Raw genomic sequence first — 26,070 nt, forward strand, 5'->3', positions numbered from 1 at the left:
TGCCTGCTGCGGATCGGACGCCCGCCCCTAAAAGTGCAAGGCGAAAGTCAATTCCGTGAGTGAGTGGCGACCCGCAGCGGCACTGTCTGGCCAAAGAGTATTCAGCCGGAACGACGATAAAACGCCCTCAGTTGTATATTATTTGACTGAGCAATCAATAACTCTGACGCAAGGTAATCTTGTATCCTTGTCGGTTCAGCAACACGATATTGCACTCTTAAACCCTAAAACCGGCAGATTGCGGCATCCGGATTGGCAGAGGCCGACGCGGTCAGTCTGAAAACACGGGGCCAATTGCTGCCCATCTGAGAATTCAGCCTGTTTCGATCCATTCTGCGACGCCGTTGGCACATTCAGGGCGAAAATACGCGATCATCCGGCCATCCGGCCCGGCCGTCGCCCTATCCGGCCATGGCGCGACCCCGTGCAGGCAATGGCGGTGCAGCACATAGGCCTCTCCGGGTTTGGCAGGCAATTCGATCCTTGGGCAGGTCTCGAACACCTCGCGGCGGGTCGCCTGATAGATGTCGGTTATGTCAACTTGACTCAGCTCGGTCTGGGACTGATCCGCAAACGCCGCTCTGAAAGCCTTGCCCATAGGGATATGGCTGCCCTCCCACAGCACCATGGGCGAGGCATCGGGGCTGGCATCCGACAGGGGAATGCCCAGAATCCACGCATGCGGTTCATCCACGCGTCGACGGCGATCCGGACCCATAGGTCGCAACCCGTCCACATGCGCCGCGTCGCGATTGCGCCTATAGCGCCCGGCGGCCTCGCTTTCGCCCTTCCGAGGACGAGGATACCCCGGATAGATAATCGACACTTGACCGGGATGCAGTGGCAATCTGGCCAGATTTGCGGAGATGAAATCCATAGCCATCCCGGACAGCGGTTTCGACGACCCAACCCGCCCCATTTCATCATTGGGCAAAGCATCGACGCCAATGAACCACGTGCCCTCACAATCCAGCCATTCAGCATGTTCAGGGGACGTGACCGATTGCTGCGCGGCAGGTAGGACCTGTTCGACCCATTCTGCCAGAACCGGATCGAATGGAAACTTGACCCAACCCTTCGCCCAGAAATCCTCTACCATCCCAACGCCTTCCGCAGCATGTTCAAGGCAACCAGTGTCAGAAACAGCGCAAACACCCGTCTAAGCGGCTTCGGGTCCATCGCATGGGCCAGCTTTACACCCCAGGGGGCAGTGATCATCGTCATGGCGACCACAAGCCCGAAGGCCACAAGGTTCACGGCCCCAACCGTCAAAGGCGGCCGGTGTTCAGGGGCAATCTCCAGAAACAGAAAACCCAGAACGGACGGCACCGCGATGATCACTCCGAACCCTGCAGCCGTTGCCACGGCGCGGTGGATGGGCGTGTTGTAGAGGCTCATTAGGGGGACGCCGAAACTACCGCCTCCGATCCCCATCAGCACCGACAGGAAGCCTACGGATGGGGACAGAACCGCACGTTTGATCCCCTTGGGCATCGCATCCCCCAAGCGCCAGTCCGAGCGGCCAAAACCAAGATACGCGCCAATCACCATGCCCAAAACGCCGAACAAGGCCTGCAAGGCCTCTGTCCGCAGCGCTGAGGCAACCAGAACGCCGATAATCGCCCCAACGACGATACCCGGCCCCCATCCGCGCAGGACTTGCCAATCCACGGCACCCTTCTTGTTGTGGGCCAGCACCGACCGTATCGAGGTCACGATGATCGTCGCCAACGAGGTTGCCAGACACAGCTGCATCAACTGCGACCCGCCATACCCAAGGGTTTGGAACGCATAGAAAAACGCAGGCACAAGCACGATACCGCCGCCAACACCAAGAAGCCCCGCCAGAACGCCTGCAAGTGCGCCAATTGCAAGCAAAAGACCCAGCATCTGGGCCAGCAACATCGTCTCGGGCATCTTCCCCCCAAACCGGTCAGAGACCGGGTTTCATTCGCTCAAACCTCGGCCAGAGGCGCCACGTGATCGAGCGCCTTCAGCATCACCTCGGGCCCTGCCCCATCCCGCACCGCCCCTTCCGACAGCGCGCGCCGCCAGGCCCGCGCGCCGGGGCGACCGGCAAAGAGGCCGAGCATATGCCGCGTGATCTGGTGTAAACGACCACCGTTGACAAGGTGCTGCTCGATATAGGGCACCATTTGCCGGGCCACCTCGATCGGGTCCCGAGCGCTGCCACTCTGGTAAATCCGCATATCCGCTTCGGACAGAATATCCGAGGGCTGGTGATAGGCCGCCCGCCCGATCATCACCCCGTCCAACCCGGCCTCCAGGTGCGTCTGCGCCTCGTCCAACGAGGTAATGCCGCCATTGATCGAGATGTGAATATCCGCAAAGTCGGCCTTCATCTGATGTACGAGATCATAGTCCAGCGGTGGGATATCGCGGTTCTCTTTCGGGCTGAGCCCCTGCAGCCACGCCTTGCGCGCGTGGATCGTCACCCGTCGGCATCCCGCCTGCCGTATCTTGTCCAGAAAGTCGGGCAGCACGTCGCGCGGTTCCTGCTCATCCACACCGATCCGGCATTTGACGGTTACGTCGACCGAGACGGCCTCACGCATGGCGGCCACACAATCGGCGACGCGCGCGGGGTCTTTCATCAACACAGCCCCAAAGGTACCCGATTGCACCCGGTCCGAGGGGCAGCCGCAATTCAGGTTGATCTCATCATAGCCGGCCTCGGCCCCAAGCCGGGCCGCCTGCGCCAGTTCCTCGGGGTCCGAGCCGCCAAGCTGCAATGCAACGGGATGCTCCTGTGGGCTGTAATCCAACAGATGCAACGCCCCGCCACGCACCAGCGCGGGCGCGGTGACCATCTCGGTGTAAAGCAGCGTTTGCTCACTCAGCAGCCGATGCAGATACCGGCAATGACGGTCGGTCCAATCCATCATCGGCGCGACAGATAAACGGGCCGATGATGATATATTTGTTTTTGTTGGATTATTTATCATACTGACTTAACAACATTTCAGTCTATTCTGGGCCATTTACACTTATTTTGGCAGCTTGTATGTCTCAGAGTCATACTAAGACCAACGGAGTCATACGACTTGGCAACGATCCGAGCACGCCCACTGAAAAGCGGCAAAACCAGCTACACAGCAATCATCACTCGCAAGATTGACGGTGAGAGGTATCAGGAAACCAAGACCGATGCAAAGCAGAAGCTAGTGGCGGCTTGGGCAAAAAAACGCGAGGCCGAAATCGATGCAGATATTGCGGCAGGGAGAGAAGTTAAGAAGAGAAAAGACAAGATAGTTACTCTTGGAGACGCCATCGACAAATACATTGCGGAGTCAATGCGAGAAATCGGTAAGACTAAGGCGCAAGTACTAAGAACGATTAGGGAAGAATACGATATCTCAAATATGTCTTGTGACAAAATCCAGTCCCACCATATCGTCGCCTTCGTCAAAGAACTGCACAAGCGCCCCGGCCTGAATTCCCCGGCGACAGCGCTAAACTACCTTTCACACCTTTCAGGCGTCTTTTCGACTGCTCGCCCCCTTTGGGGCTATCCTTTGAATTCGCTGGCTATGCAGGACGCCCAAAAGGTGTGCTTGACCATGGGATTTGTCAGTAAACCTGAAGAACGGACACGCCGCCCCTCGCCAGAAGAACTGGACAAGCTCATGACTCACTTTCAGCGGGCAACGGAGGCAGATTCCCGCACGATGCCCATGCACATCGTAACCGCGTTCGCGATTTTCAGCACTCGCCGCCAGGCCGAGATTTGCCGGATCACATGGAACGACTACGAACCTGAGCACAAGAGAGTCCTCGTTCGTAAGATGAAGAATCCGGGCGAGAAACGCGGATTGGATACATGGGTGGAGCTACCTGCCCCATGCCGCGCCATTATCGATGCCATGCCACGAGAACAGAACCGGATTTTTCCATTCAACTCGGACACGGTCAGTCGCCGGTTTACGGAGGCATGCAAGTTCCTCGGCATAGATGACCTACACTTTCATGACCTGCGCCACGAAGGTACTAGCCGTTTAGCTGAAATGGGGCTGACAGTGCCTCAACTCGCCGCTGTGACCGGACACAAGGCATGGAAGAGCCTTGAGCGTTACACGCATGTACGCCAGACCGGCGACAAGTACGAAAACTGGAAATGGATTGAAGCCGTAACGTAGCAGCGATCTATCGCCGGCAAAGAATGTACCGTGTGCAAAACGTTTTTACCTGCAAGCCTTCGTAAATTGATGACTTCAATCATGAAGCTTTTCGAACTCGCGGCGGGCTTGGTCTCGCCGTTCGTCATAGTAGGAAGCAAGGTCTCGAATATCGACCCCCTTGGCACTCTTCTGACTCGCCTCCATCTGAACCAACGGTAGTTTGATGTCACCATCCGCGATCTTGCGGAGAAAAATCCGGTGGGTCAGGTTGGGGAAAAAGTCCTTGCGAACCGTATCCGCCGGTATCATCGCTGCGCCCTCATATCTGGCCATCAATAGGAACTGTGTATTCAATATGCGCTCCATTTTCTTATTTTTGTTTGTCGCTGTAGGCAGCCACCGGCTCAGGTTCTGCTTCTGCTCGGGACATGTTCCAGAATCGCGTCAGTCGGCGTGCCTTGCTGGCTGAACTCCGAAACAACGAGGTCCTACCAAGTGACCCAAACGCGATCCTTTAACCACGGTAGCTCTGTTAAATCATTATGTTTCAAATAGTTGCCGAACTCCTGATCATCTCCGCCGTTGATGGTGTGCAATAGGACGGCAATCGCTGCTACTCGATTTGGGCCGTCGAACTTGAAAGTTCCACCGATGTCGAAGCTATCCCTGCAATGCGAGTATACGAGCAAGTCTCTGGCAACAAATGATGAGCTGGACTGCTGTTTAGCGGTGTTCATCAAATGATCGAATGCTGCCCAAAGTTCTCTGCGACAAGGTTGTACCAAGTAGCTATCTTTCATTCTTCGATCTCTTTCGTTTCATTTACGCTAGGTTAGCAGACCTCGGTTCAAGTTCTGGCTCGGATCTGTCTGGGCCCCTTCATCCGGTATTTAGAACAAGGGTCAAGAATTTTTTTCCTTTTAAATCAGAAGCCTAACCCAACCCTGAGTTGATGTTCCCGGATGTACCGCTGGTGCCTCGTATTACCTCAAACCAAAAATTTTCCTGCGTTTCACGCTAGCTGCGGCACATTTTCTTGCTTCCTAGTTGACATTCCCACAGGTGACCTGACGCGAGTCAAAAATTTTATTACCTTAAGGCGAATCACGGAGGTGTGATGTATGTTTCAGATTTGGCGCTGCGGCGACTGCTTGCCACTAGGGAAAGTGACTTCATCTTGGAGGCGAGAAATGACTGAGTCAGCGCAAATCAACCTTTAGAGGTACACACAAGTCTTCAGAAAATTTCGGAGATAGGCCGCAGACTAACTCATGAGAGCAAAAACTGACATGTCGGTGCTCAAAGCTTCCCGAATTACCTTCATAAGTACTGGTTTTGCGATCACTTCTCGGATCGCAGTCGATCACAATAGGTGTTCGAGACTTTCATATCGGGCTGGCAATGCCGCCTGATCAGGCGTCCAGTTTACGCGCCATCCTCACACCTGACAAAGAACGACCCACAATCGTGGCAAGTACTTCAAAGCGCCTGCGCGTTCACGCCCGCCTTGTGCTCCACGATCCTGCCAATGTCCTGTTCGCAGGAGACAGTCGTCTTCGTTTATCCGTCCTTAAGCTGGACGGAATCTACAGAGAGTTGGAGGCGATTAAGGGGCTCAGGGCACTTAGCCATTCCACAGACTCATAGTAACCCTTCCGCTTGAGCTTTTTCGAGAACTCCAACAAGTACTTCACTCTGTTTCTCGGATGGAATTTTTTGAGGAATCTGCTCGGCAACTTTTATGATGCCCACCTCTTTTTCGGAGAGAAATCGCTTCTCGATTCCCACTTGTTTTATTTTGCTCCACTTCTGGGCTGGAACTTCGAGCACTTTCCGTTGGGCGTCGATGCCGTCATCGATCTGTTGCGTTTTCTTTGCCTGCTTCTGCTCGGCTTTTTGTTCATCAATGCCGACAAGGGTTTTGAAGAAACTTGAGCTGATGTCTTTTTCCAGCTGGTCAATTTTTCCTTGAATCCGATCCCAGCAGGAATCCTTCTTGCACCATTCAGATATGTTCGAAATCCCCTGAGGCGGTTGCGATATGTCATCGTTCACGAACTTCGCGGCCTTGCGCAAAGCCTCTGCAAGTTCCTCGTAAACCGCCTGAGTGTTCCAGCACATCTGAAAGTCGACAACCTTGTCAGCCCGCTTGCATAGCTCGTTGATCGTCGCGATGGCATAGGCAACGATGTTGGCCCGGTAACCGCCATTGTACCACGGTTCGCCCGAGACCATCTTCTCGGTCCACCTGAAAATGATCGCTCGGGCTATTGCGCGTCGAAAGTAGAGTTCGTTGAAGCTGTCTTGGTTTTTCGTCCAGGTTCTGCCTATACGAGCGGCATAGCGCGCGAAGTTCTTCTGGGCGCCGAGGTTGACCCACTTGGGATGATCGTCCCAGACATTTTCAAACTTTGCGATGTCAGTCTTGGTGAACATTTGCGGTTTCGGATACTCAGCCTTGAAGCGCTTTTGCTCGCCCGGCGACAACTTGGACTGTGCGTCAGCGTACTGCCCCCTGGCTCTCTCATAGAACCACTTGGTTTCACGCATGGCGCCACTATGAGCCGGTGCCCAGATGCGCCGTGAGAATTCTTCCATCCGAACATGGAAGGGGTGGTTGGAAAAAAAGTCGGCTGCGTTCACGCGGTTCTGAGTATTGGCGTACTCCGAAATTCTCGGAACAACGATCTCACTGTCTTCCGGACTGATGACCGAGAGCTTCATCTGAACGAACACACCATCCAATGCTGCCTTGTCACGTCTCTTGGTATGAAAGAGCGAGGCCGTGGTCTGTCCTCCATTGACGATCTGAAGGTCCTTGATGCGAACGATTTCCAGTCCTTCGTCGCCTTGCTCTACCTCTACCTCCTGAGCTGTGGCCGTGATGCCATTGTTATAGGCAAAGAACATCCCTGGTTCGTTTAGTACCGTCGTGCGGATACCTTTGTTCACTTTGCCGCGTGCCTGGAGGAAAGAGCGCACGTTTTGTTCGAGAAGGCGTGCCCCGTGCTTGCCGTACAGTGCTGCAAGCACATCTCCGGGCATAACTATAAGGTATGACGGATAGGCGCCGGAGCCGAGGTGTGCTGGCAGGCTGTTCAACCCACTTCCAAATTCTTCCTTGAAATCGATATCCAGCGCTTCTTTGTGACCGCGGGAGCTGCGCTGGCGTTGCAGGCGCGATACGTCCCAGATGTGATATGTTGCCTCGATATCGCAGACCAGCCGACCTTCAATGCTCCGCATGCGGTCGCTCAGCGCGCGCTCGGATACGAGGAAAAAGTTGACCTTACGAATCAGGGCCTTGCGATCCGATATCTGCCGGGACAGTCCGTACTCAGGGGTGGTTTCATCAAGGTCGTTAAAGAAACGCTTTGAGAGGCTTGCTTCGAAGAAGTTCTCCACCCTTTTAAATAAAGCACTCACATCTGTCTGCGTCAGCGACTGGAGCTCATCGCGACAGTCAAAGTCTGCAACGAAAAGATCAAGTGCGCCTTCATCATTGAACCAGTATCCGTCAACGCGCATTCCGCGCTGCGCTCTGTAGTGGCAGAGTTCGAAACCCTCGATGAATCCGGTTTCGATTAACTCGGTTGAGAATGCCTCCATGAATTCGGAGAGCTGAAATGCTCCGTGAGCCTCAGCTCCCGCCATAAGCTCCTGACGAAAATCATGAAAAAATTCTGGGGCTGTCTGTTCCATCAGCTCCCCCAAATCTCGTTCTGGTTACACTCGAACGTCGCAATTTTCTCCAGCTGGAGACTGTACTTCGTATCAACAACGCCGTCCGGCAGTTCCGATCTCACCAGCCGAGGAAAGCCATCAGCTACGCGGTAGGCGTTCGAGTCGTTCACGAGGAACTTCGGGTTATCATATTCCCTCATCTCCACGTATCCGTAGGTCGCCAGTTTTCGCCAGTAGTCTTCGATTGCTTCGGCGTCGCTCAGTTCATGTCCGATGACCGACACCAGCTCGTTGAGTGACTGGGCGGGAGTTCCGTCAGGTGCCTCCGTGAGGCGGTAGACTTTGAGAAAGAGGTGCTCTGAGACGGTCTCCAGCTGATCTTCAGAAGAGACGCGCACTATGCTCCGATCCCGACCACTGATCGACTTCACCTCGACCGCTGTATCGCCAAAGATGAAGTCCTGATGTGTGCGATCAGGACCGCACCAGGCTTCAACCGCTTGAGCATCGGTCAGGTGTTTTTCCTTGAGAAGTCGGAGGAAACTCAGCTCAGTAAAAAGGCCTCTTACCTCTTCCGCCGATAGAACCCGCGTTCGCTTGCCTGCAAGGAAAGCCTTCCAACGCTTGATGTGGTTCAGGGCGACACCCAACGCTGCGGCAGGATCAGAAATCCCATCGAGATTCCCAATCAGCGTCTGACAAAGGCCGTGGAAGAGATCGCGATCCACGTGTTTTTCGAGGGTAAGGATCAGGCCCTGTTTGCCGGGTTCCGGCAACTGGCGTAGATCCACTTCTATACCGTTCACGGTGGTGGCGTTCTTTCGGAACTGTTCCGTGTGATCACCCGCAAGCTGAACTATGAACAGACACTGTCCCTGCACGTCTTTGCCCCAGCACAGGGTGACGTCGCCCGGGGCCGTCACATAGCGGACAGTGTAGTCTTTGTCCGGGGTCTTCATTTCATCCCATGGTGCCTTGTTACTCGTCATAATCTTCCTCTTCGTCGGGCGTATCGAACGATCCACCCTGCATACGTTCGATCCACACCTGGTTTGCAACGACTTCAACTTCAGTTTGGTAGTGACCATCAGGGAAACTAAGGCCGAACGCTGGCACACGGGCATTGGTATCATTCCCAACCGGCCCAAGAACGTGAAGCATCAACAAAGGCTTCTTGCGCACAGAGCGAAAATGGAAGTCGGACGGCCTTTTGTCCTTGTCTAGTTCTTTAGCTAGTGCAGCAGCTTCATCGCGCTGTGCGGTTGAGAGTCCAAGCTTCTCGTCTCCACGGCTAGCGACACGATCCTTGCTTGTTCGCCAAGCATCACCATCGCGACGTGCGCTATTACGTTCTTGAGTTCCGAGTGTGTGGTTGTCCGCGTCCTCGCCGTTGGATGAAACTGAAATCAGCAGGACATCTCCGGCATCGTATTTGTCTGAAAGAGCGCGCAGGTAACTCAGTGCAGCGGCCTTCCGGTCTGCAAAGTCGGGGTGGCTCCGAAACTTAGTAAGGAACTCTTCTATCTCCGAAATCTTCGCATTTCTTGCAAGCCAGCCCTTCCCGGTCTCCTCCAATGCGTCACAGCCGAATTTCTTCTTCCAGTATTCAGCAATCAGAGCCTCGTTCTCCTTATTGACCTTACTATCTGTAGGCAAAAGGCTACTCTCAACAATCTTCCCGCTAAAGTTTTGGTTTACAGTGATTTTCTCACCTGCCCTCATCTTGTTGGCGGCAGTAATAAGTAGCCTGTCAGGATGAGCCTTCACATAAAGGCCGAACTGCTGCGGACTCATTCTGTCGCGTCGCATTCTCTTGATCTGCTGTCGTAGCTCTTCCGAAGCTTCAGCGATGTGGCCATACCAGTTGATTGAGTCCGGGGACAAATGGACCCGGCACACGTCTTCAAAACCTGGTCTGTAACCAAACCAACGCCCCATCTGCATGAGCGTGTCATACATACGCGTGTTGCGGTACATATAGCTCACGGTGAGGCCTTCGATGGTCAGGCCACGCGAGAGGCTCAGACCGCCAATAGCGATGGCGGTAAGGCTGTTCCCATCACGTTCGTACTTTTTGTAGTCGAGTGCTTCATCGGACTTACTGTTCACGACGAAGATACGAAGGTTGTCGAAGACATCGTTCAGGGCGACTTTGATGTCAGACCATGTGAAACCGCAGTCAGAGAACTCTTTATCAAGGCAAGCCTTCAATGAAATCATGACTTCATTCTTTTGCGATACCGAATCCGGCATCGCATAATTTGCTTTCACCGCCTCTCTGACTTTTTTCTCATAAAGGCTCACGAAATTCCGCACAGTATTCTGCGTTGCTACAAATCGTGATACGTTGATCATCATTGAGCAATGTTTGTTAACCTGTCCCCTCAGATTGCGGATAGCTTTTGCAACAATGAACTGATCAATCGCTTCATAGAGGCTGGGTGGAAGCTCAGGGACCAGATCATCCTTTTTATGAGAGAAGGGAAGGTACTCTTCACAATCCCAGATCGGCCTCACAGTCCTTGCGCTGCTGATATCGTCAAGGAAGACCTTATCCGGCCCGAAGTAAGTGTTGGGGGCATCAAGACTGACAATGAAGTCTCGCGGGAACAGCTCCTCATAAGCTTCCTCATCGTAAGAATCCGGATTGATGAAGATGTTTGCAAATGGTGTAGCGGTGTAGCCAACGTAACAGGACTTCGCGAAGAGGCCGAGGATCTTCCGAAGCATCGCATTCGTTTTAGTGGGATCGAGTTCGGGCTTATTGGTATTGATCGAGGCGTTGTCGGCCTCATCGTCGATCATGAGCATTGGAACATCGCCAATCACGCCATCCGCCTGCGCGTTCATCTCCTTGAGCCAGACATGAAGAGCTTTCAGTGTGCTAACATTCTTCTTGATGACAAGGACGGTCGGCTTGTTCAGATCGTTGATTTTCCATCCGCTTTGGTTGGCTGTCTTTTTACTGAAGTCATCATTGATGTTTGTGAGCGTGGCAGGATGCGGATAGTCAGGGGTCAGGCCGACGCCAACTCTCTTGCGGTCTTCCGGATCGCTGGAGCGTCCAACGAACCCTTCGTCAATGCGTTCCTGGGTCTGCTTTCTCAGGTTGTTGTGAATACCGGCGATAACGATAATGAACTTGTAACCGGCGTCGGCAGCCTTGGCGATTACGCCCATGTAGTTTGCGGTCTTACCTGATTGTACGTGCCCAATAACAAGACCTCGACGATCCCATTTTCCTTCGCTAATCGGGTCCTGCAAATGACCTAGAATTTTGGTTCCGACATCACTAAGGGAGCGAACAACAGTTGGATGCATCTGTTCCTTTTTCAGATACTCCTCATAGGCATCAGAATATGTCCAAGTGATATCATCGCGCTTATACACCCACTCATCGTCGTGGTCAGCTTCGACATCGACGAGGGAAACGCCAGCGCCCATACGCGAGTCCACGGCGATGAGGGCATCTTCGATGACGGTTTCCAGCGGGCCATCATAGCTAAATGCAGCAGCAAGCTGTTTTGCACGTTCTCCAACTTCCTCGCGCGTTGGCGTCTCCGGCAGCAGCGATAGCGCTGAAATAAGCGCACTCGTGAAATTCTTCTGACTTTCGACCTTATTGAAATTCATTTCTTCAGCTCTTTCGCAATGTATTCTTCTGCAACATCTTCAAATCCTTCGAAGAACCTTGTTGAACGCATGACTTCTCTGAAGCTCTCGACATCAAATTCGCCATCTCCAAAAAGGCATTCTTTTAAGGCACTTAGGCGCTCATTGATCTCATCCTGTGTGGTTTTGTTCTGATCGATGTCGCGCGGATGGGTCGAGAAATCCGAGTAGATCATTTCTACCGGAAGCGATGATGAGATCGCTTCTATGAGCGTTGAAAGGCGGCGACTATTCTCATCACTCAGTTCGGAGCGAATCGCGTCAATCAACGGATGTTCCTTGTTCAGTGCATATCGGATGTTTCCCTGATCAGCGTATCGCTCCCAGACTGGCGCCTTGATCTCATCAAAGAGCTTCTTCCCTCTACCGCGATGCACTGTTGTGCTACGTGTCGAGACCTTATCGATGATCTGGCGCAGCCGGGCTCTGACCGGCGCTGGAGGGCGCGCTCGTGACTTCTTAATGTCGATGGTCCACATCTCATCAAGACTATTGGGAAAGTCTATCTGCACACGGGCCAGCTTTGTGGCTTCTCCTTTGGGAATTAGTCTGAACCAGTCGCCCCAGGCCATGAGCCGTCCGCCCCGGTACACATAAGCGCCTTGGTTCGAGATGAAGTCGCTGCGGTTCTGATAAAAGTCGTACTCATTTGCGCTCAGTTTGCTGTGGTGAGGGAGGATGTAAGGCTGCATATGAACAGCCACACCGCCAATGCGGACAACCTCCTCCGGCAGCATCTGTGTCGCTGAGTTCTTTCGGCAGAACGGATCAAAAGCCTCGATAGGGTGACCGTTGAGGGAAAGAGAGAGCTTCTTCCGGCCACGCACCTCGCCACTCAGAAATCGGTGAAACACCAGCGACAGGTGTTTCTCGACAACATCGAGCTTCTCGTTGACAATCTCGTCGCGTTTGGCTCCGGTCTCATCTTCAAACAGTCGATCAAGGTTGCGCCAAACGACTGCCGTTCCCTTTCCGGTGATCAACTCCTGAAATGGAAGTTCTGCGATCTCTTCAGGTTCAAGGATCGCGATAAGCCAGTCATCTTTCCTGTGAACGGTGTCGAGGTTCCATTCCGCTGCGTGCAGCCCGCCACCATCGTTACTGACTACAGTGAGTCTTTCACACTGGGAGAATGAGGCTGTCTTGAGTCCCAAACCAAAACGACCAAGATCCTTTGGTGAGCGGGTTTCCGAAGGATTCTTTGAGCCGTGACGCAAAGCATCTAATATGCCTGCTTCGTCCATACCGCGGCCATTGTCGATGATGCATAGCGTTGGGTTCTGTTGCGTCATATCACAGAAGATATCGACCGAGGTTGCTTCTGCGGAAATGCTGTTGTCAACGAGATCAGCAATCGCCGTTTCAAGCGAATAGCCCAGGTCTCGCATCGATGCGGATAAGGATGAAGCACTTGGAGGCAGACGATGCTCTCTAGCCATCAGCCCCCCCTTTCAACTGACTGCGCAAACCTTCGACAACACTGACCGGATCGTTCTCCAGCTCACATTCCCAGACGGTAACTACACGCCAGCCACTCTCTATTAGTTCGGATTTCTTTCGTGCGTCACGCTCGACGGTCTCTTCAAACTTCCTTGTCCAGAAAACAGTGTTTGTCTTTGGTGTTGTCGCCTTCGAGCAACCCCAATGGCGATGCCAGTAGCAGCCGTTCACAAAGATAGCTGTTTTGTACTTCGGCAGAACAATGTCAGGTTTTCCGGGAAGCATTTTATCATGTAGTCGATAGCGAAAACCGGCGCGATGCATGAGTGATCGCAGCACTAGTTCCGGTTTCGTGTTCTTTCCTCGAATTCGAGACATATTCCAACTTCTGTGCTCTGCCGAGATGCGATCCGCCATCATGCAATCTCTCCGGCTCTGTCGAGCACATCAGCGATTATCGCGGCAATCTGCTTAGCGAGGTATGCCGGCACAGCGTTGCCAACTTGGTGGTATTGCGCGGTTCGCGGACCCTCGAATTTATAGTTGTCTGGGAAGGTTTGAAGTCGCGCGGCTTCTCGAACAGTCAGACTTCGGCACTGCTTCGGATCGTAGTGGATGAAGTAGTGACCATCTTTTGAAATGTGCGAGGTGATAGTCGTCGCGACACTGTCCGGCATTTGAACGCGGAAACGATCAGAGAACATTTTACCTTCTCTGCCGAGCTCGACGTTCCGATGATCCGGCAACAGCTTTTCCGGAAAATCCGATAGCTTTGGACTTCTCCCATTAAACTCCGCGAACACTGTGGCGAACGCGTAGCGCTGTAAATCTGTGCTCATGTGAGAGCGTGCTTCGTGCCCGGTTAGAACGCCGAGGCGTGTGTCGCCTAACATAGAAATCGACGCGTGGTCGGTCTGTTTTGGCGCCCTGTATCTCGATGATGAGCGGCCTCCGGTCGTATACCCGTTAGCAGCCAGCTCTTTAATTCGCTCAATGATGTCTTCAGCAAAAGGTGAGCCGTTCAGCTGACGCTTTAGCCTAATTTTTGAAAGCTGAGCAACAGCCTTGCTCCACGCCTCATAGCTGTCTTTCTGTCTTGATATACCGCTGCGAACCTCAGGAAGATCAGATATGGTCTCACGTACGGTGGGAGCCACGTGTGGCGATAGCGCCTCAGGACGGACGTCGATATCACCGCGGATACCAACAATGAACATTCGATGCCGTGCCTGAGGAACACCATACTCCTCCGCGCGCACAAGAAAGCTTCGTGGGTCAGCCTCTTCTTTCGGCTCATCAGAGTCAGAGAGCGAATACAGATTGTATCGTAGGCCATTTTTGTTGCGGCTAAGCGCAGACACCGGCTGAGCTAGGTCATCCAGTATTTTGTTGATCATCAGCTCTCCACGCACGCGGGCTGAGAGAAGGCCTTTGACGTTCTCCATGACAAAGACTGGCGGGCGGTGGTCAACAATGATTTGCAGGTATTCTCTATAGAGGAAGTGACGTTCGTCATCTTCGAAGCGGGGATCAGACTGCATCCGCGAGCGACCTACGAGGGAATAGGCTTGGCACGGCGGCCCTCCAACAAGGACCCAGTCCTTTCTCTTGGCAAGAGCGCCCTTGATCAAATTACTGACATTCGTGTGATTTTCGGGCCCAAGTGAGAGCTTCACAGCACTGCTCATAGCAGATTTGAAGGCCTCCGGATGGCGCCGAAACAGCTCGCCCCTGTCGATTTCTTCGCGCAGGTAGGCGTAATAATCTTCAGGTGCTTCACCATTGGGAAATTGTCTGAAGAAGTGACGCAGAAGAAGCGTGCTGTGGGCATACTCATCCCGCTCAATTGAAAGCGCGTCTGTGAATCGTCTTGTTTCGCCATCAGCGGTAAGGGACGCGAACCCTTCCCCGAGCCCACCCGGACCCGCGAATACGTCGATGATTGGATATGTGACCTGCACGGTCTTAGCCTTATTTTTCATGTTGCTGCGGTGAAGTTGGTCTAAGCACCCTGTCATTATGGCGATCTTGCACCCGGCCCTGCCCGCTTGATTTCATTTTTTCCAACCTGTCCATGCCAAATATCACTTCGAGCGGTCGCCAGTGCCTCTCAATAGCAACAGGCGCGACGGGCGCATCAACAATGAGCTTTCCAACCGAGTTCTTCGCCTCCCTCGCAGACACGAGTTTCATGTGCCTTAATCGCCCTCGAACTTTGGCCACAATGGACAAATTGGACATAACTGGAAAGTCGCAACCATCTGTTTTACCTTAAGACTGCTAAATACTTCGCTGTTGCGGGTAGTCTGCTCCTGTGGAAGGAACATCAGCATCATTGCCGGGAAGCAATGTCCTCCAGCACCCAATCCCCCATATCTGTCCGGTAGGCGCTGACGTCGAATATTCTACCATACAGGCTCTGGCGAAAGTGACCGCAGAGAAGGTCTGCATGCGACCATATGAAAGAGGCAAGGTTATTCATAGATTGAGACACCGGAGACTCTTGGATTCTGCTTCGTTTTTTTTAAGAACCTAAACCAATCAGAGGCAGAAAGTATAGGGCGAGCCGTCTCTACCTAGATAAGCCAATAGATGAATGCTGGGCGGGCATCTCTCGCGATGTCTTTACACTGGCATCCTATTTGATTAGACCTGTCGCGGAATTGTTATGTATCCCATTTTCATTCTTTCGTTTCGGCCGCTCAGCCATAGGCTTCAGGTTGTCGAAACTTCTAGAAATACAAACACTTTAAACTTGAAATTTACCTACTTACTCTCGCTTTATTTGTTCAGGGGCCAACATACCTGGTCTGGCTTGGAACCCCAATTCTTTGGCGATAGCATAGACAGTAGATCGAGAGATCTGCATTTCCCTCGCAACTTGAGAAACCGGCAACTTCAACTCCAGCCGACGCTTTACATCTTCGCGATTCACCGAGGGTTTTCGTCCTTTGTACTTTTTTGCAGCCTTGGCTTTGGCGATGCCTTCCATCTGCCGCTTCCGGATGATTGATCTCTCAAACTGCGCGAAGGCACCAAGCATATGCAACTGCAATGTTGCGACAGCATCATCCTGATCTGGACTACCCGAAAATTTCAGATTTTCGCTGATGAAGTGCAAACTTGCGCCCGCTTCGCTGATCGCTTGCAAAATATCAAGGAGGTCGGACATCGAACGGGCCAACCTATCAATTGACCAGACGTGGACTTCATCGCCCATCCACAAAAAATCCAACATCTTCTTTAGCTCAGGACGCTTCGTGGAGCCTCCAGAAAGCTTCTCTTCAAAAACACGATCACAAAAGCTGAGATCTTGACGATCAAGGTTCTGCTCCTCGGAACTCACACGGCGATAACCGATTTTTCTACCCACTGAATACCCCTTGTTCAGTTTACCTCTAGAGTATAATCGAAAAGTGTTAATCTGATTTGAAAACAACTCTTTTTTGACACAAAATAGCATATTTTTAGTTCGGTCGTTGTGTCGTCTTAGAGTCCACTCTGATTGAACATCAAAGACGCAAACTGACTTTTTGTATCTTTGAGGAGCGAGGCAATACGGCTTTTGAGACAACAATACAACGCACATAGCTCGTATCAGTGTTTTGACGGTGGTCACAACCAAACGAACCGCCGCGGGTGATGCCTTGAAAATGTCCAGCCAAGAATCCTAAAATGATTTATCGTCACATTTGATGTGGGGATCATTCTATTCGTAAGTTCGATTCTACACCAAACGTAGTTGGAGGCATTTATGAAAGTCAGACTCTCCGAACAGAGATATATTTGCCGCGGGCTAGGAACATACCTGCTGTCTATGTTCATAGTAGTTCTTTCCTTTAATCCGCTTCACGCACAAGAACTGCCTACAGAAAACGAACTTGTCCCGTTCATTGAAGCCGAGTTCAAAGGTCTGCTCAAAGTGAAAGAGCTAAAGTTTAAGGCCTTCCAAGGGCAGGTTGCCGGAGAAGGTCGAGTTTCTCTCATAGCCACGGCGGAACTGACAAAAATCGTTTATTCAGGAACGAAGGGCTTTCCCGAACTAGCCAGATTGATCCAAAGCAAGGGTGTGCCTGCCAACCAAGTGAACTCATCTGTGCTTACGGCATTAAAAGCCGTAACCAGTGAAGGTATCTGGCTGAACTGGGAGTTTGCGCCTAGGGACATGGGATCACTTTCAGAAATCCAAGTCAAAGGTGAGCTTACATTTCTTGAACTAATAGATGGCTTTGAGTTTAAGGGAGATCTCGAAGCTGATGCTCTAGATGGCCTCATTGGACGCGACAACATTGGCCCATCATCAGTCATTGTAGGATCACCCTTGCACACCCGTTTGGTCGACATAGCGGTACAAGACTACAATGAACGGACAAAGCACTTAAACTCAGTGCAGAACCAAATTGAAGAAGAATTGGATTTCGCTTTTGGCTTTTTTAGCGGCAATACGATCAATGTGATAAATTACCAAAACAAGGTTCTACATGTTTTGGAGTGCCCGGACATGTCAAACTGGCCAAGATCACCGACCTCAGGAACAAAGGCGGTATTGACATTTTCCTGCCAGGAAAATGTTGATGGAAACGATGTTGCGGTTCCCATGACCTTTACCGCGTTTCTTTATACACAGGAAAAGCCCAACCGAGTTCTTTCCAACCTGTCCTTTGGTGCATATTATTACAATCGAAATGGAGACATTTTTGGCGGCACGCACGAGTACGAGATTCGCTTTACTAGAGAAGAACCTTCAGCGGCATTAGTCGAACCAACTACCCCTGCCAAAAAGGAAGTCGTAACCAACGCGGAGGCGGGTGAGGCGGCTTTAGGGTTTTCCAGAAGTAATAGAAGAGAAATGCAACGTCGTTTACAATTGTTGGGATATGATCCTAAAGGGGTTGATGGAGTATTTGGCCCCGCGACCAGAGCGGCCATTTCTGATTGGCAATCGGTGAATCGTTTTGTCGTTTCGGGGTATCTCAACGACGAAGAAGTGCGGGAACTGAAGGCTCAAAGTGAATTTGCTTATACCTCTTGGAAAAAGCAGTCAAACACAAAACGCGCACAAACAAACTCAAATTCGTTACCAGCTGGATGGTCGAAAGCCTCCAACGGAAAGTACTGCAAGAAAGTTGCGATAGGAACCTGGTGTCAGATTGAGCACCCTAACGAAAAACAGGGATGGCAACCTTAAGTGATGCCATCTTCTTGTTTTCATATTTTTCAGCTGTCACAGCGCTGGTTGCCTTCATTCATTCTTTGGGTTTTTCTTTTTAAATTACAGGCAGCGGCAGAAATTCCCGAAAACTGGTTTGAGCCCTGTGGCGTATATTCAACTCCTCCTCGATTTCACATTTGTGAGTGCGCTTGGAACAAAGGTGGTCGATTGTACGGAGATTTGGTTTATGCAGAAGGATCCAGCATTTGCAAAGCAGCAGCGCATGCTGGCTTACTGGATTGGAACGGGCGAGGAGTACTCTGGATAACACCTGCCGTCCAAACAGGCAAATTTGCGGCCGTCGAGCGAAATGGAATTACAAGCCGGGAATCCAAGCAAGGTCGAGGATTCACTCTGAAGCGACTGCGTACGGAAGCAGATATTGCGTCGATGCGGGCGTCAATCAAGTTTCTGCCAGCACCTCAAACACTATTGAGTTCACTGATTGGAGTTTGGACGACAGCTGGAGGGGAGCAAGCTTTCTACTTTGACGGTCAATTGCTGATCAGCCTTGGCAGTTTCAGAGGCATTCCAGGTTCTATGCACCCCAGTCGACAAGAAGAGAGTTACTATGTCCACGAACCAGGGGCAGCACTTTTTTCTTTAACTTCCGGTGATGAAAAAAATTTCGAGGGGTATTGGCTTTTTGAGGATCGATTTTGGAGAAAAGTAACCGGTAAGATGATAATTTCACCGCGCTCCATGAAAATCACTCGCCCGCGCGAAGGGCGACCGCTGACTTCATGGGTAATCGGTCTTTATCGGAAGACTTTCGGACCTTTGAAGAAACCACCAACTGTCCAATCAGATTTTGTTTGGATTAAAGAATCGGGTACTGAGAAACGAAGAATTCTCAGCGGATCCCAAGATCTGGCAAACGTGTTGATTGGGTTGAAAGAAGATGAAATCGACTTGTTCATAGATCAAAAGAGAATGGTCTTTGAGCGAGAATTCCTCGCCAGCATGCAAGACGTTCCCAGTCATTTGCTGAACAGCTATTTAGACGTCTATTTTGCTATAATGCGTTACACACTTCGTGGAGCGGTCCATCAGGGAACCACAAGAATTACCAGCGAGCGGTTTCTTTTGGAACCCTTGGCCATTCTCTTTGACCCCAATCGATCCGAAAGGGTTTTTCGAAGGATGTTTGAAAACAATGACTTCGCAGGCATGGGACGGGGTGTAATTACGTCGGCGATAACGAGCGCGGTCGTTTCGGTAGTGGACGATACTTTCGCTGAGGTTCTGGGTAAAGGATCACTAAATTATGTTTTTGCCCGCACCCTTCTAGATGGTGCTGAAATTGGTGTTTCATACGGACAAAGTGGTCCAATTTCTGCCATCGGAACATCGGCCAAAATTACTGGCAGTCGCATAGCTGAAGTATCTCGTGAAATGCGCGAGCTTGAGGTCGAGCATCAGAGTATTGTTGAAAAACTGGACGCCAATCTGGAGCAACAAATGGCGTTACAATCATTGCTAGTCTCTCACAGGCGCGGCGAAATCGAGCTCTCTCCGAGAGAGGTCGAGATTGCAGAAATGTCGCTAAACGGGTTGAAGGATGGATATGCTTACCTCTCTGATGCATTGGTTGCCTGGAGTAATCCATTCCAAAATAGATAACTCTATTCTGCCCATGTAGCGTTCAACCGCTACAAATACGAGAGCGCCAATGGAAAGTAAGCGAAAGCCCCAGAGATTGAGCTCACCGGTTGCGTTCATTGTTTAGTGTTTTGGCGGCAATGTCTCCAACCTTTGCACTTCCTCAAGAAGCTTGACGACAAACCGAACGCTGACAGCTTTGTTCCTGATGGGCTTCTGGATAGCATGGATAATCTGATCCACGCAGTCTTCAGGCAAGGAACGTCTGACGACTTCATTTTCAATAAATCTCGCCAATTGGGTTCCGCTCGGCGGATCGACGTAAATTGTACGTACACGGGACCGGAGCAAAGTCGGCAGAACGCTTGCATCGTTCGCCGTCATCAACCAATTGATCCGGCTCATATCAACACCAACCTGGAAATATGGACAGTGCCAATCAACAGCCGACACTGGTTCCAACAAGCCCAGCAAAGCAGAATGCATGGATGTGCTGTGACCACTAGTACCGAAGGCAGTTCCCGCTTTGTCGACTTCATCGATGACGACCACCGGGTTCGCCACTTTTGTAGACAGCATGGTTTTCAGAGGTCGTCCACATTCGGCACCACCCCAGCCTCGGCTCAATCCCGCAACAGGAAACCCTTCTGAACTTGCGCCTCCATCAATGTGAACAACCGGCAGATTAGAAAGTTCTGCAACCCGACGAACAAGGTGAGTTTTCCCCAACCCAGCTCCGCCAATCAATAGCGTCGGCCTCAATCTCAAACCTGGCCCATGCTCAATGACATTGTGGCGCATGTCCAACCAGATTTCATGGATAACCCGCTGCATCCAAGGCAACTCATCATACAGCAATGCTGCGATTTCATCGACTTGATGTTCAGTTGACGGGCCACCTACCGCAACGCCATTCATAGCAGGCCGCAACATCTTTCTGTCAGCTCGGGACAGATGCCGACCTTGAGAATACTTGCCACGGGCTTCGATAATTTTCTTTGCGCGACGGCGGATCGCGCCAGTGTCCTGCCATGTCACTCGCTTACCGTGTAACTCTGAACATCAGCATCACGGAACAATCGCATGATGTCATCGGCAATTGGAGAGAGGAATTCATTTAAATCGAACGCTGTTCCAGTGTTCACCTCCCAGGCAAGTCGTGCGATCCGATTCCCTCGGAATTTAGCTATCAAACCCCAGAATCTTTTTTCGTGCGGACGAACCGAATTCTCTATTATCGAAATCAAGATGGGACGAATTCCATGACCACTTTCAACAAAAGCACATCGGATAGCCAAGGGGATACGGCAACCGATTTTGTGCTGAACGCCACGGTCGAATGCTGGGACGGAGACACGCTGTTCTTCAAACCGGAATGGATTCACGTGATCCGTCGCAACGGCATGTAGGGGCGCGTTTGTCCGCCCTATTCCGTTGAACTCTACGCGGTGTCCGGGCCGTATCTGCGCATCATCATCTCGACGCTGTCGTTGATCGTGTCCGCCATTTCCTGATGGCTTAGAACCGTGCCCGAGAACAACAGCGGCCAGAACGCCCGCGCCTTGATCAGGCCGATGAATTCGCGACCGGCCTGTTCGGGGTCGTCGATCTTCAATTGCCCGTCCGCGGCGGCCTCGCGCAGCATGTCGATGAACGAGGCCGTCTTGTCCAGCTTGCCCTGCGCTTGTTCAGCCAAGGTCGGGTTCCGCAGGATTTCGCTGATCACCATGCGAGACATGGCCATCACATCCGGCAACATCAGAATGCGCCCCTCGGCCCAGGCCAACTCGGTCAGTTGTTCGCGAACATCGCGGCCTTTTTCGTACCTGATCTCCAGCACTTCGGCAAAGCGGCTGGACAGCTCCACCACGATTGAACGAAACAGGTTTTCCTTGCTTTCGAAATACTTATAGAGCGTTCGCTTGGACACCTCGGCCTGACGCGAAATGCGATCCATGCTGGCTGCCGCGAACCCCTTTTCCTGGAATTCGGCCACGGCGGCTTCAATGATCTGGGCATGCTTTGACGCATTGGGCAGGCTGACTTCGTTCATGTCAGAGCTATAGACCCATTGACCGCACCGGGTCAAACACCAGGTAAACGCGGGAGTTTACAGGCGCGACTTTCTGTGCCACATGTAAACCCGCCAGTTTACCGACTCAGGTAGCAAGCCAACACGGAGTATCCCCTCATGGCCATCAATCTGAAACTGAACGGCGAGACGCATGCTGTCGACGCCGAACCCGGCACGCCCCTGCTCTGGGTGATCCGGGATGAGCTTAAGCTCACCGGAACCAAATTCGGCTGTGGCGTCGCGTCTTGTGGCGCCTGCACCGTGCATCTGAATGGCGAGCCCGTCCGCTCGTGCCAGACCTACATCGAAGACGTCGAAGACGCCGAGATCACCACAATCGAAGCCGTCGGTGAGGACAAGATCGGCGCAGCTGTCCAACAGGCCTGGGTCGAACTGGACGTGGTTCAGTGCGGCTACTGCCAGTCGGGTCAGGTGATGTCAGCCGTTGGCCTGCTGGCAGAGAACCCCAAGCCGAGCGCCGAAGAGATTGACGCGTACATGTACGGCAACGCCTGCCGCTGTGCCACCTATCAACGTATCCGCGCCGGCATCCAGCGCGCATCTGAAATCCTGGAGGCCTAATCCATGACCATCAACACCTCTCGCCGTGGATTTCTAAAAGGCGCCGCTGCTACTGGTGCCGTCCTGCTGGTTGGCGCGCGTTCGGATGGCGCACTGGCGGCAGCTTCATCCGAGACCGCTCAGTTCAACCCCTTCGTGAAAATTGATGCCGACGGCACCGTGACTGCCATCGTCAAACACTTTGAGAAAGGTCAGGGCCCTGCGACCGGTCTGCCCACGCTGATCGCTGAAGAAATTGGTCTGACGATGGACCAGATCGAATATGAATTCGCGCCCTCTGATCCCAACGTCTACAACAACCTACTGTTCGGACCGTTCCAGGGCACGGGCGGGTCGACCGCGATGGCGAATTCGTGGCTGCAATACCGTCAGGCCGGTGCTGCCGCACGCGAGATGCTGATCAATGCGGCGGCCCAAAGCTGGGGCGTCGACGCATCGGGCGTCACAATCGAAGAAGGCATTGTCAAATCCGGCGACAAGTCGGCTCCGATTGCCGAATTTGTGGCCGCAGCCGCTCAGCTGGACGCCCCGGCAGAGCCGCGCCTGAAGGACCCGTCCAAGTTCCGCCTGATCGGAAACGAGGCCGTTCGGCGTAAGGATTCGGCCATCAAAGGTAATGGTCAGGCCATGTATGCCATGGATGTCCACCTGCCCAACCAGATGATCGCCATGATCAAACGCCCCGAATCCAAAGGCGGAATTGCGCTAGGGTTTGACGATAGCGCCTCAAAAGAGGTCAAAGGCTACATTAACGCTGCTGTTCTACCCAACCAAGCGGGTGTCGCCGTCTACGCGGAAAACACCTGGGCTGCGATACAGGCACGTGATGCGCTTGCGGTCGAATGGGATATGTCAGGCGCTGAAACCCGCGACTCGGATCAGATCAAGGCCGAGATCATGGACGCGCTTGATGCCGAGCCGACCTACAACGTCAACAAAGCCGATTTTGCAGCCGTCTCCGCCGCGATTGACGGCGCTGACACGGTGGTTGAGCGGACCTTTTACTTCCCGCTACTGGCCCACGCGCCAATGGAGCCGCTGAACTGCACCATCGAACAGACTGCGGAAGGCGACATTGTCCTGCATGATGGCGCCCAGATGCCGACCGGGCCGCACATGGCCTACCAGCAGATCTTCGAGCTTCCGGCCGAGAAGATCCATATCAACACGATGCTGGCAGGCGGGTCCTTTGGACGCCGCGCGACACCTGATGCGGATTATCAGGTCGAGGCTGCGCTGGCCTTCGTGGTGACCGACCGCTCTCGCCCGGTCAAACTGGTCTGGACACGTGAAGATGACATTCGCAGCGGTTACTACCGCCCTGCCTTTGGCCACAAAGTGCGCGTCGGTCTGGACGGCGAAGGAAACATCGTCGGATGGCACCATCAAATCGCTGGTCAGTCGGTCATCAAGGGTACGCCCTTCGAAGCTGTTCTGGTGCATGATGGTATCGACCACAGCTCGGTCGAAGGGGTTTCTGACAGCCCCTATGCCATCCCCGGCATGGCTGTGGGCCTGACGGATACACCGAAAGCGACTACCGTATTGTGGTGGCGCTCGGTCGGGCACACTCACACAGGTTATGCGATGGAGACCATGATGGATCTGGCCGCCGAGGCCGCCGGTCGTGACCCGGTCGAGTTCCGCCTGGCGCATCTGAGCGATGACAGCAACGCAGATCAGGCCCGCAAGGCCGGAGTTCTGAAGCTGGCGGTCGAGAAGGCCGGATGGGGCAACGCACCAGCCGGGCGCGCGCAGGGGATCGCGGTCCACAAGTCCTTTGGCTCTTACGTGGCCGAAGTGGTCGAGGTGTCCGGCGATCTGGACAGCGGTGTTCGCATCGAAAAAGTAACTTGTGCCGTGGATTGTGGCATTGCGGTGAACCCCGATGTGGTCAAAGCGCAGATCGAAGGCGGTGTCGGCTATGGCATTGGTCACGTCATGCGCGATCAGATCACGCTGACCAGCGGCGCGGTGGACCAGTTCAATTTCCCGGATTACGAGCCTCTGCGGATCGGCGATATTCAGGCGATTGACGTCCATATCGTCCCGTCTGCCGAAGCACCCACGGGCGTTGGCGAGCCGGGCACACCTCCGTCCGCTCCGGCCCTAGCGAATGCCATCCGCGCACTTTCAGGCGTGAAGGTCACGACCCTGCCCATGGCGGAAAACGGCGTAACCTTCGTCTGATCCTAAAACACGTGACGTCGGCGCAATTTGTGCCGACGCCTTTTTACAACCACCGCAATTTGATCAAATTTCGTGACAAGATTGTGAGGCTTCGCTACATCTCGGATAACCGAGAGGAGCAACAGCCCCAATGGACCTGAACGCCTTGCATAATTTCCGCGTTGCCGCCTGCGATCTGAACGGTCAGATGCGCGGCAAACGTGTCCCGCCCTCCTATGCCGACAAGTTGAGCAAAGGTGCCGTGCGCATGCCGTTTTCGGCGTTGAATGTCGATCTGTGGGGCGCGGATATCAATGGCAGCCCTCTGGTGTTCGAAACCGGTGACGCCGATGGCATCCTACTTCCGACCGAGCGTGGGCCAGTGCCAGTGCCATGGCTGGAGGCATCAACAGCCCTGGTTCCCATGAGCCTTTACGACGATGACAGCGTTCCCTTTGCAGGCGACCCGCGCCATGCGTTAGCCTCGGTGCTGTCGCGCTACGCGCAGCGCGGCTGGTCAGTCGTTGCGGCGACCGAACTGGAATTCACCCTTGTCGACGCATCCGGCCGCCAACCGTTACCGCCGCTCAACCCGATCACCGGTCGCCGCCTGACGGACGAGGCGGTTCTGTCCGTCGTCGAAATGGACGCGTTTGAGGCCTTCTTCACCGACCTCTATGACGGGTGCGCCGCGATGGGCATCCCCGCACAAACCGCAATATCCGAAAGCGGTATCGGTCAATTCGAGATCAATCTCAATCATCAGGACGCCATGCGCTGTGCCGATGATACGTGGCTTTTCAAGGCTTTGACGCGGGGCTTGGCCCGCAAACACGGCTTTGCCGCGACCTTCATGTCGAAACCCTATGCTGAGGACGCGGGAAACGGGATGCATGTGCATTTCTCGGTTCTGGATCAAGATGGGCGGAACATCTTCGACGATGGAGGGCCCGAAGGCACCGACCTGCTGCGCTCGGCCGTGGCCGGGTGCCTTGCTGCCATGCCCGCCAGCACTCTGATCTTTGCACCTCATGGCAATTCATACGCGCGGCTTGTGCCCAGCGCTCATGCACCCACCGGTGCAAGCTGGGCTTATGAAAACAGAACCGCCGCCATCCGTATTCCGGGCGGTGCCCCGGCGGCACGGCGCATCGAACACCGCGTGGCTGGGGGTGACATCAACCCCTACCTGATGCTGGGCGCCGTTCTGGGTGCGGCGCTGGTTGGCATTAAAGACGGCATGGTGCCCCCCACCCCGATCTCGGGCAATGCCTATGAGATTGACGGCCTGCCTCAGCTTGCCAGCAACTGGGCCGCCGCCATCGACCTGTTCGAGAGTGACCCGATCATGGCGCGACTGTTCCCGTCCGACCTGATCCGCAATCTGTCGATGACCAAACGGCAGGAAATTGCACGTTTTGCAGACCGCCCCCAGGATGAACACTGGCTAAGCTATCTTGAGGCCGTGTGACCCCCTTGCCCGAAGGCACACTCTC

General features: G+C 53.3%; 21 protein-coding genes. 7 read left to right on the plus strand and 14 right to left on the minus strand.

What is annotated here, in order from left to right; translation table 11 throughout:
- Positions 1-313 precede the first annotated feature (313 nt).
- From AC2FD8_RS04745 to dusA, 3 genes are read right to left on the minus strand one after another with little or no spacing between them, the layout of a single operon-like run.
- Positions 314-1,099 (minus strand): hypothetical protein, encoded by a 786-nt coding sequence (locus AC2FD8_RS04745; RefSeq protein WP_496854280.1) that lies wholly within the window; start codon positions 1,097-1,099, stop codon positions 314-316.
- Entirely contained in the window at positions 1,093-1,917 is an 825-nt protein-coding gene (locus tag AC2FD8_RS04750; RefSeq protein ID WP_496854281.1) for a sulfite exporter TauE/SafE family protein, read from the minus strand. The genes AC2FD8_RS04745 and AC2FD8_RS04750 overlap by 7 nt, the downstream gene beginning before the upstream one ends.
- Positions 1,918-1,955: 38 nt before the next feature.
- Positions 1,956-2,966 carry a tRNA dihydrouridine(20/20a) synthase DusA gene (gene dusA / locus AC2FD8_RS04755; RefSeq protein ID WP_496854282.1) on the minus strand — a complete coding sequence of 337 codons (1,011 nt, stop codon included), beginning with the start codon at positions 2,964-2,966 and terminating at the stop codon, positions 1,956-1,958.
- A 99-nt stretch (positions 2,967-3,065) separates the two neighbouring features.
- On the opposite strand from dusA, the gene AC2FD8_RS04760 reads away from it, so the two are divergent.
- The gene (locus AC2FD8_RS04760; protein WP_170329283.1) at positions 3,066-4,157 is read left to right on the plus strand and encodes a tyrosine-type recombinase/integrase; all 1,092 of its coding nucleotides are present in this window, start codon (positions 3,066-3,068) and stop codon (positions 4,155-4,157) included.
- Between the two features lie 75 nt (positions 4,158-4,232).
- Here the strand turns inward: AC2FD8_RS04760 and AC2FD8_RS04765 are convergent, their stop codons facing one another.
- The 9 genes from AC2FD8_RS04765 to AC2FD8_RS04805 all read right to left on the minus strand — a co-directional run bounded on the left by AC2FD8_RS04765 (position 4,233) and on the right by AC2FD8_RS04805 (position 16,308).
- On the minus strand, positions 4,233-4,505 hold the full coding sequence (locus AC2FD8_RS04765; RefSeq protein ID WP_496854283.1) for a pyocin activator PrtN family protein: 273 nt from the start codon (positions 4,503-4,505) through the stop codon (positions 4,233-4,235).
- 122 nt (positions 4,506-4,627) lie between these two features.
- Positions 4,628-4,939, minus strand: coding sequence for a hypothetical protein (locus tag AC2FD8_RS04770; RefSeq protein WP_170329285.1), 312 nt, complete (start codon positions 4,937-4,939; stop codon positions 4,628-4,630).
- A gap of 841 nt (positions 4,940-5,780) precedes the next feature.
- Complete coding sequence (locus AC2FD8_RS04775; RefSeq protein ID WP_496854284.1) at positions 5,781-7,841, minus strand: AIPR family protein; 2,061 nt, start codon at positions 7,839-7,841, stop codon at positions 5,781-5,783.
- Positions 7,841-8,812 (minus strand): PD-(D/E)XK motif protein, encoded by a 972-nt coding sequence (locus tag AC2FD8_RS04780; RefSeq protein WP_170329287.1) that lies wholly within the window; start codon positions 8,810-8,812, stop codon positions 7,841-7,843. Before AC2FD8_RS04780 ends, AC2FD8_RS04775 begins: the two co-directional genes overlap by 1 nt.
- The gene (locus AC2FD8_RS04785) at positions 8,802-11,456 is read right to left on the minus strand and encodes a Z1 domain-containing protein (protein WP_496854285.1); all 2,655 of its coding nucleotides are present in this window, start codon (positions 11,454-11,456) and stop codon (positions 8,802-8,804) included. The genes AC2FD8_RS04780 and AC2FD8_RS04785 overlap by 11 nt, the downstream gene beginning before the upstream one ends.
- The gene (locus tag AC2FD8_RS04790) at positions 11,453-12,934 is read right to left on the minus strand and encodes an ATP-binding protein (RefSeq protein ID WP_496854286.1); all 1,482 of its coding nucleotides are present in this window, start codon (positions 12,932-12,934) and stop codon (positions 11,453-11,455) included. The genes AC2FD8_RS04785 and AC2FD8_RS04790 overlap by 4 nt, the downstream gene beginning before the upstream one ends.
- Positions 12,927-13,355 carry a very short patch repair endonuclease gene (locus AC2FD8_RS04795; protein WP_496854287.1) on the minus strand — a complete coding sequence of 143 codons (429 nt, stop codon included), beginning with the start codon at positions 13,353-13,355 and terminating at the stop codon, positions 12,927-12,929. Before AC2FD8_RS04795 ends, AC2FD8_RS04790 begins: the two co-directional genes overlap by 8 nt.
- Positions 13,352-14,917, minus strand: a complete 1,566-nt coding sequence (locus AC2FD8_RS04800) for a DNA cytosine methyltransferase (RefSeq protein WP_170329291.1) — start codon at positions 14,915-14,917, stop codon at positions 13,352-13,354. The genes AC2FD8_RS04795 and AC2FD8_RS04800 overlap by 4 nt, the downstream gene beginning before the upstream one ends.
- A 788-nt stretch (positions 14,918-15,705) precedes the next feature.
- Positions 15,706-16,308 carry a recombinase family protein gene (locus AC2FD8_RS04805; protein WP_367646783.1) on the minus strand — a complete coding sequence of 201 codons (603 nt, stop codon included), beginning with the start codon at positions 16,306-16,308 and terminating at the stop codon, positions 15,706-15,708.
- A gap of 381 nt (positions 16,309-16,689) precedes the next feature.
- Between AC2FD8_RS04805 and AC2FD8_RS04810 the strand changes: the two genes are divergently transcribed.
- Positions 16,690-18,123 (plus strand): peptidoglycan-binding domain-containing protein, encoded by a 1,434-nt coding sequence (locus tag AC2FD8_RS04810; protein WP_496854288.1) that lies wholly within the window; start codon positions 16,690-16,692, stop codon positions 18,121-18,123.
- A gap of 3 nt (positions 18,124-18,126) precedes the next feature.
- A complete protein-coding gene (locus tag AC2FD8_RS04815) occupies positions 18,127-19,770 on the plus strand; it encodes an LCCL domain-containing protein (protein WP_496854289.1) in 1,644 nt (547 codons plus the stop codon).
- 102 nt (positions 19,771-19,872) lie between these two features.
- Here AC2FD8_RS04815 and AC2FD8_RS04820 read toward each other — a convergent pair whose 3' ends face one another.
- The gene (locus AC2FD8_RS04820) at positions 19,873-20,682 is read right to left on the minus strand and encodes an AAA family ATPase (RefSeq protein WP_496874286.1); all 810 of its coding nucleotides are present in this window, start codon (positions 20,680-20,682) and stop codon (positions 19,873-19,875) included.
- Positions 20,683-21,011: 329 nt separating this feature from the next.
- On the opposite strand from AC2FD8_RS04820, the gene AC2FD8_RS04825 reads away from it, so the two are divergent.
- Positions 21,012-21,158: a hypothetical protein gene (locus AC2FD8_RS04825; protein WP_496854291.1), complete on the plus strand. Its 147-nt coding sequence runs from the start codon at positions 21,012-21,014 to the stop codon at positions 21,156-21,158.
- 32 nt (positions 21,159-21,190) lie between these two features.
- On the opposite strand, the gene AC2FD8_RS04830 is transcribed toward AC2FD8_RS04825, so the two are convergent.
- Positions 21,191-21,802, minus strand: coding sequence for a TetR/AcrR family transcriptional regulator (locus AC2FD8_RS04830; RefSeq protein ID WP_496854292.1), 612 nt, complete (start codon positions 21,800-21,802; stop codon positions 21,191-21,193).
- Between the two features lie 138 nt (positions 21,803-21,940).
- On the opposite strand from AC2FD8_RS04830, the gene AC2FD8_RS04835 reads away from it, so the two are divergent.
- The 3 genes from AC2FD8_RS04835 to AC2FD8_RS04845 all read left to right on the plus strand — a co-directional run bounded on the left by AC2FD8_RS04835 (position 21,941) and on the right by AC2FD8_RS04845 (position 26,045).
- Positions 21,941-22,405, plus strand: a complete 465-nt coding sequence (locus tag AC2FD8_RS04835) for a (2Fe-2S)-binding protein (RefSeq protein WP_496854293.1) — start codon at positions 21,941-21,943, stop codon at positions 22,403-22,405.
- Positions 22,406-22,408: 3 nt separating this feature from the next.
- Positions 22,409-24,595, plus strand: coding sequence for a molybdopterin cofactor-binding domain-containing protein (locus AC2FD8_RS04840; protein ID WP_496854294.1), 2,187 nt, complete (start codon positions 22,409-22,411; stop codon positions 24,593-24,595).
- A 130-nt stretch (positions 24,596-24,725) separates the two neighbouring features.
- Positions 24,726-26,045 (plus strand): glutamine synthetase family protein, encoded by a 1,320-nt coding sequence (locus tag AC2FD8_RS04845; RefSeq protein WP_496854295.1) that lies wholly within the window; start codon positions 24,726-24,728, stop codon positions 26,043-26,045.
- The last annotated feature ends 25 nt before the right edge of the window (positions 26,046-26,070 follow it).

The organism is Ruegeria sp. YTSC192, from assembly GCF_059609705.1.

Coding starts and splice junctions, on each gene's coding strand:
- AC2FD8_RS04770 (WP_170329285.1), bottom strand. CDS start 4,939: ATGAAAGATAGCTACTTGGTACAACCTTGTCGCAGAGAACTTTGGGCA.
- AC2FD8_RS04815 (WP_496854289.1), top strand. CDS start 18,127: ATGCCATCTTCTTGTTTTCATATTTTTCAGCTGTCACAGCGCTGGTTG.
- AC2FD8_RS04765 (WP_496854283.1), bottom strand. CDS start 4,505: ATGGAGCGCATATTGAATACACAGTTCCTATTGATGGCCAGATATGAG.
- AC2FD8_RS04835 (WP_496854293.1), top strand. CDS start 21,941: ATGGCCATCAATCTGAAACTGAACGGCGAGACGCATGCTGTCGACGCC.
- AC2FD8_RS04775 (WP_496854284.1), bottom strand. CDS start 7,841: ATGGAACAGACAGCCCCAGAATTTTTTCATGATTTTCGTCAGGAGCTT.
- AC2FD8_RS04750 (WP_496854281.1), bottom strand. CDS start 1,917: ATGCCCGAGACGATGTTGCTGGCCCAGATGCTGGGTCTTTTGCTTGCA.
- AC2FD8_RS04840 (WP_496854294.1), top strand. CDS start 22,409: ATGACCATCAACACCTCTCGCCGTGGATTTCTAAAAGGCGCCGCTGCT.
- AC2FD8_RS04745 (WP_496854280.1), bottom strand. CDS start 1,099: ATGGTAGAGGATTTCTGGGCGAAGGGTTGGGTCAAGTTTCCATTCGAT.
- AC2FD8_RS04790 (WP_496854286.1), bottom strand. CDS start 12,934: ATGGCTAGAGAGCATCGTCTGCCTCCAAGTGCTTCATCCTTATCCGCA.
- AC2FD8_RS04825 (WP_496854291.1), top strand. CDS start 21,012: ATGACCACTTTCAACAAAAGCACATCGGATAGCCAAGGGGATACGGCA.
- AC2FD8_RS04830 (WP_496854292.1), bottom strand. CDS start 21,802: ATGAACGAAGTCAGCCTGCCCAATGCGTCAAAGCATGCCCAGATCATT.
- AC2FD8_RS04845 (WP_496854295.1), top strand. CDS start 24,726: ATGGACCTGAACGCCTTGCATAATTTCCGCGTTGCCGCCTGCGATCTG.
- AC2FD8_RS04820 (WP_496874286.1), bottom strand. CDS start 20,682: ATGTTGCGGCCTGCTATGAATGGCGTTGCGGTAGGTGGCCCGTCAACT.
- AC2FD8_RS04785 (WP_496854285.1), bottom strand. CDS start 11,456: ATGAATTTCAATAAGGTCGAAAGTCAGAAGAATTTCACGAGTGCGCTT.
- dusA (WP_496854282.1), bottom strand. CDS start 2,966: ATGATAAATAATCCAACAAAAACAAATATATCATCATCGGCCCGTTTA.
- AC2FD8_RS04810 (WP_496854288.1), top strand. CDS start 16,690: ATGAAAGTCAGACTCTCCGAACAGAGATATATTTGCCGCGGGCTAGGA.
- AC2FD8_RS04780 (WP_170329287.1), bottom strand. CDS start 8,812: ATGACGAGTAACAAGGCACCATGGGATGAAATGAAGACCCCGGACAAA.
- AC2FD8_RS04800 (WP_170329291.1), bottom strand. CDS start 14,917: ATGAAAAATAAGGCTAAGACCGTGCAGGTCACATATCCAATCATCGAC.
- AC2FD8_RS04795 (WP_496854287.1), bottom strand. CDS start 13,355: ATGATGGCGGATCGCATCTCGGCAGAGCACAGAAGTTGGAATATGTCT.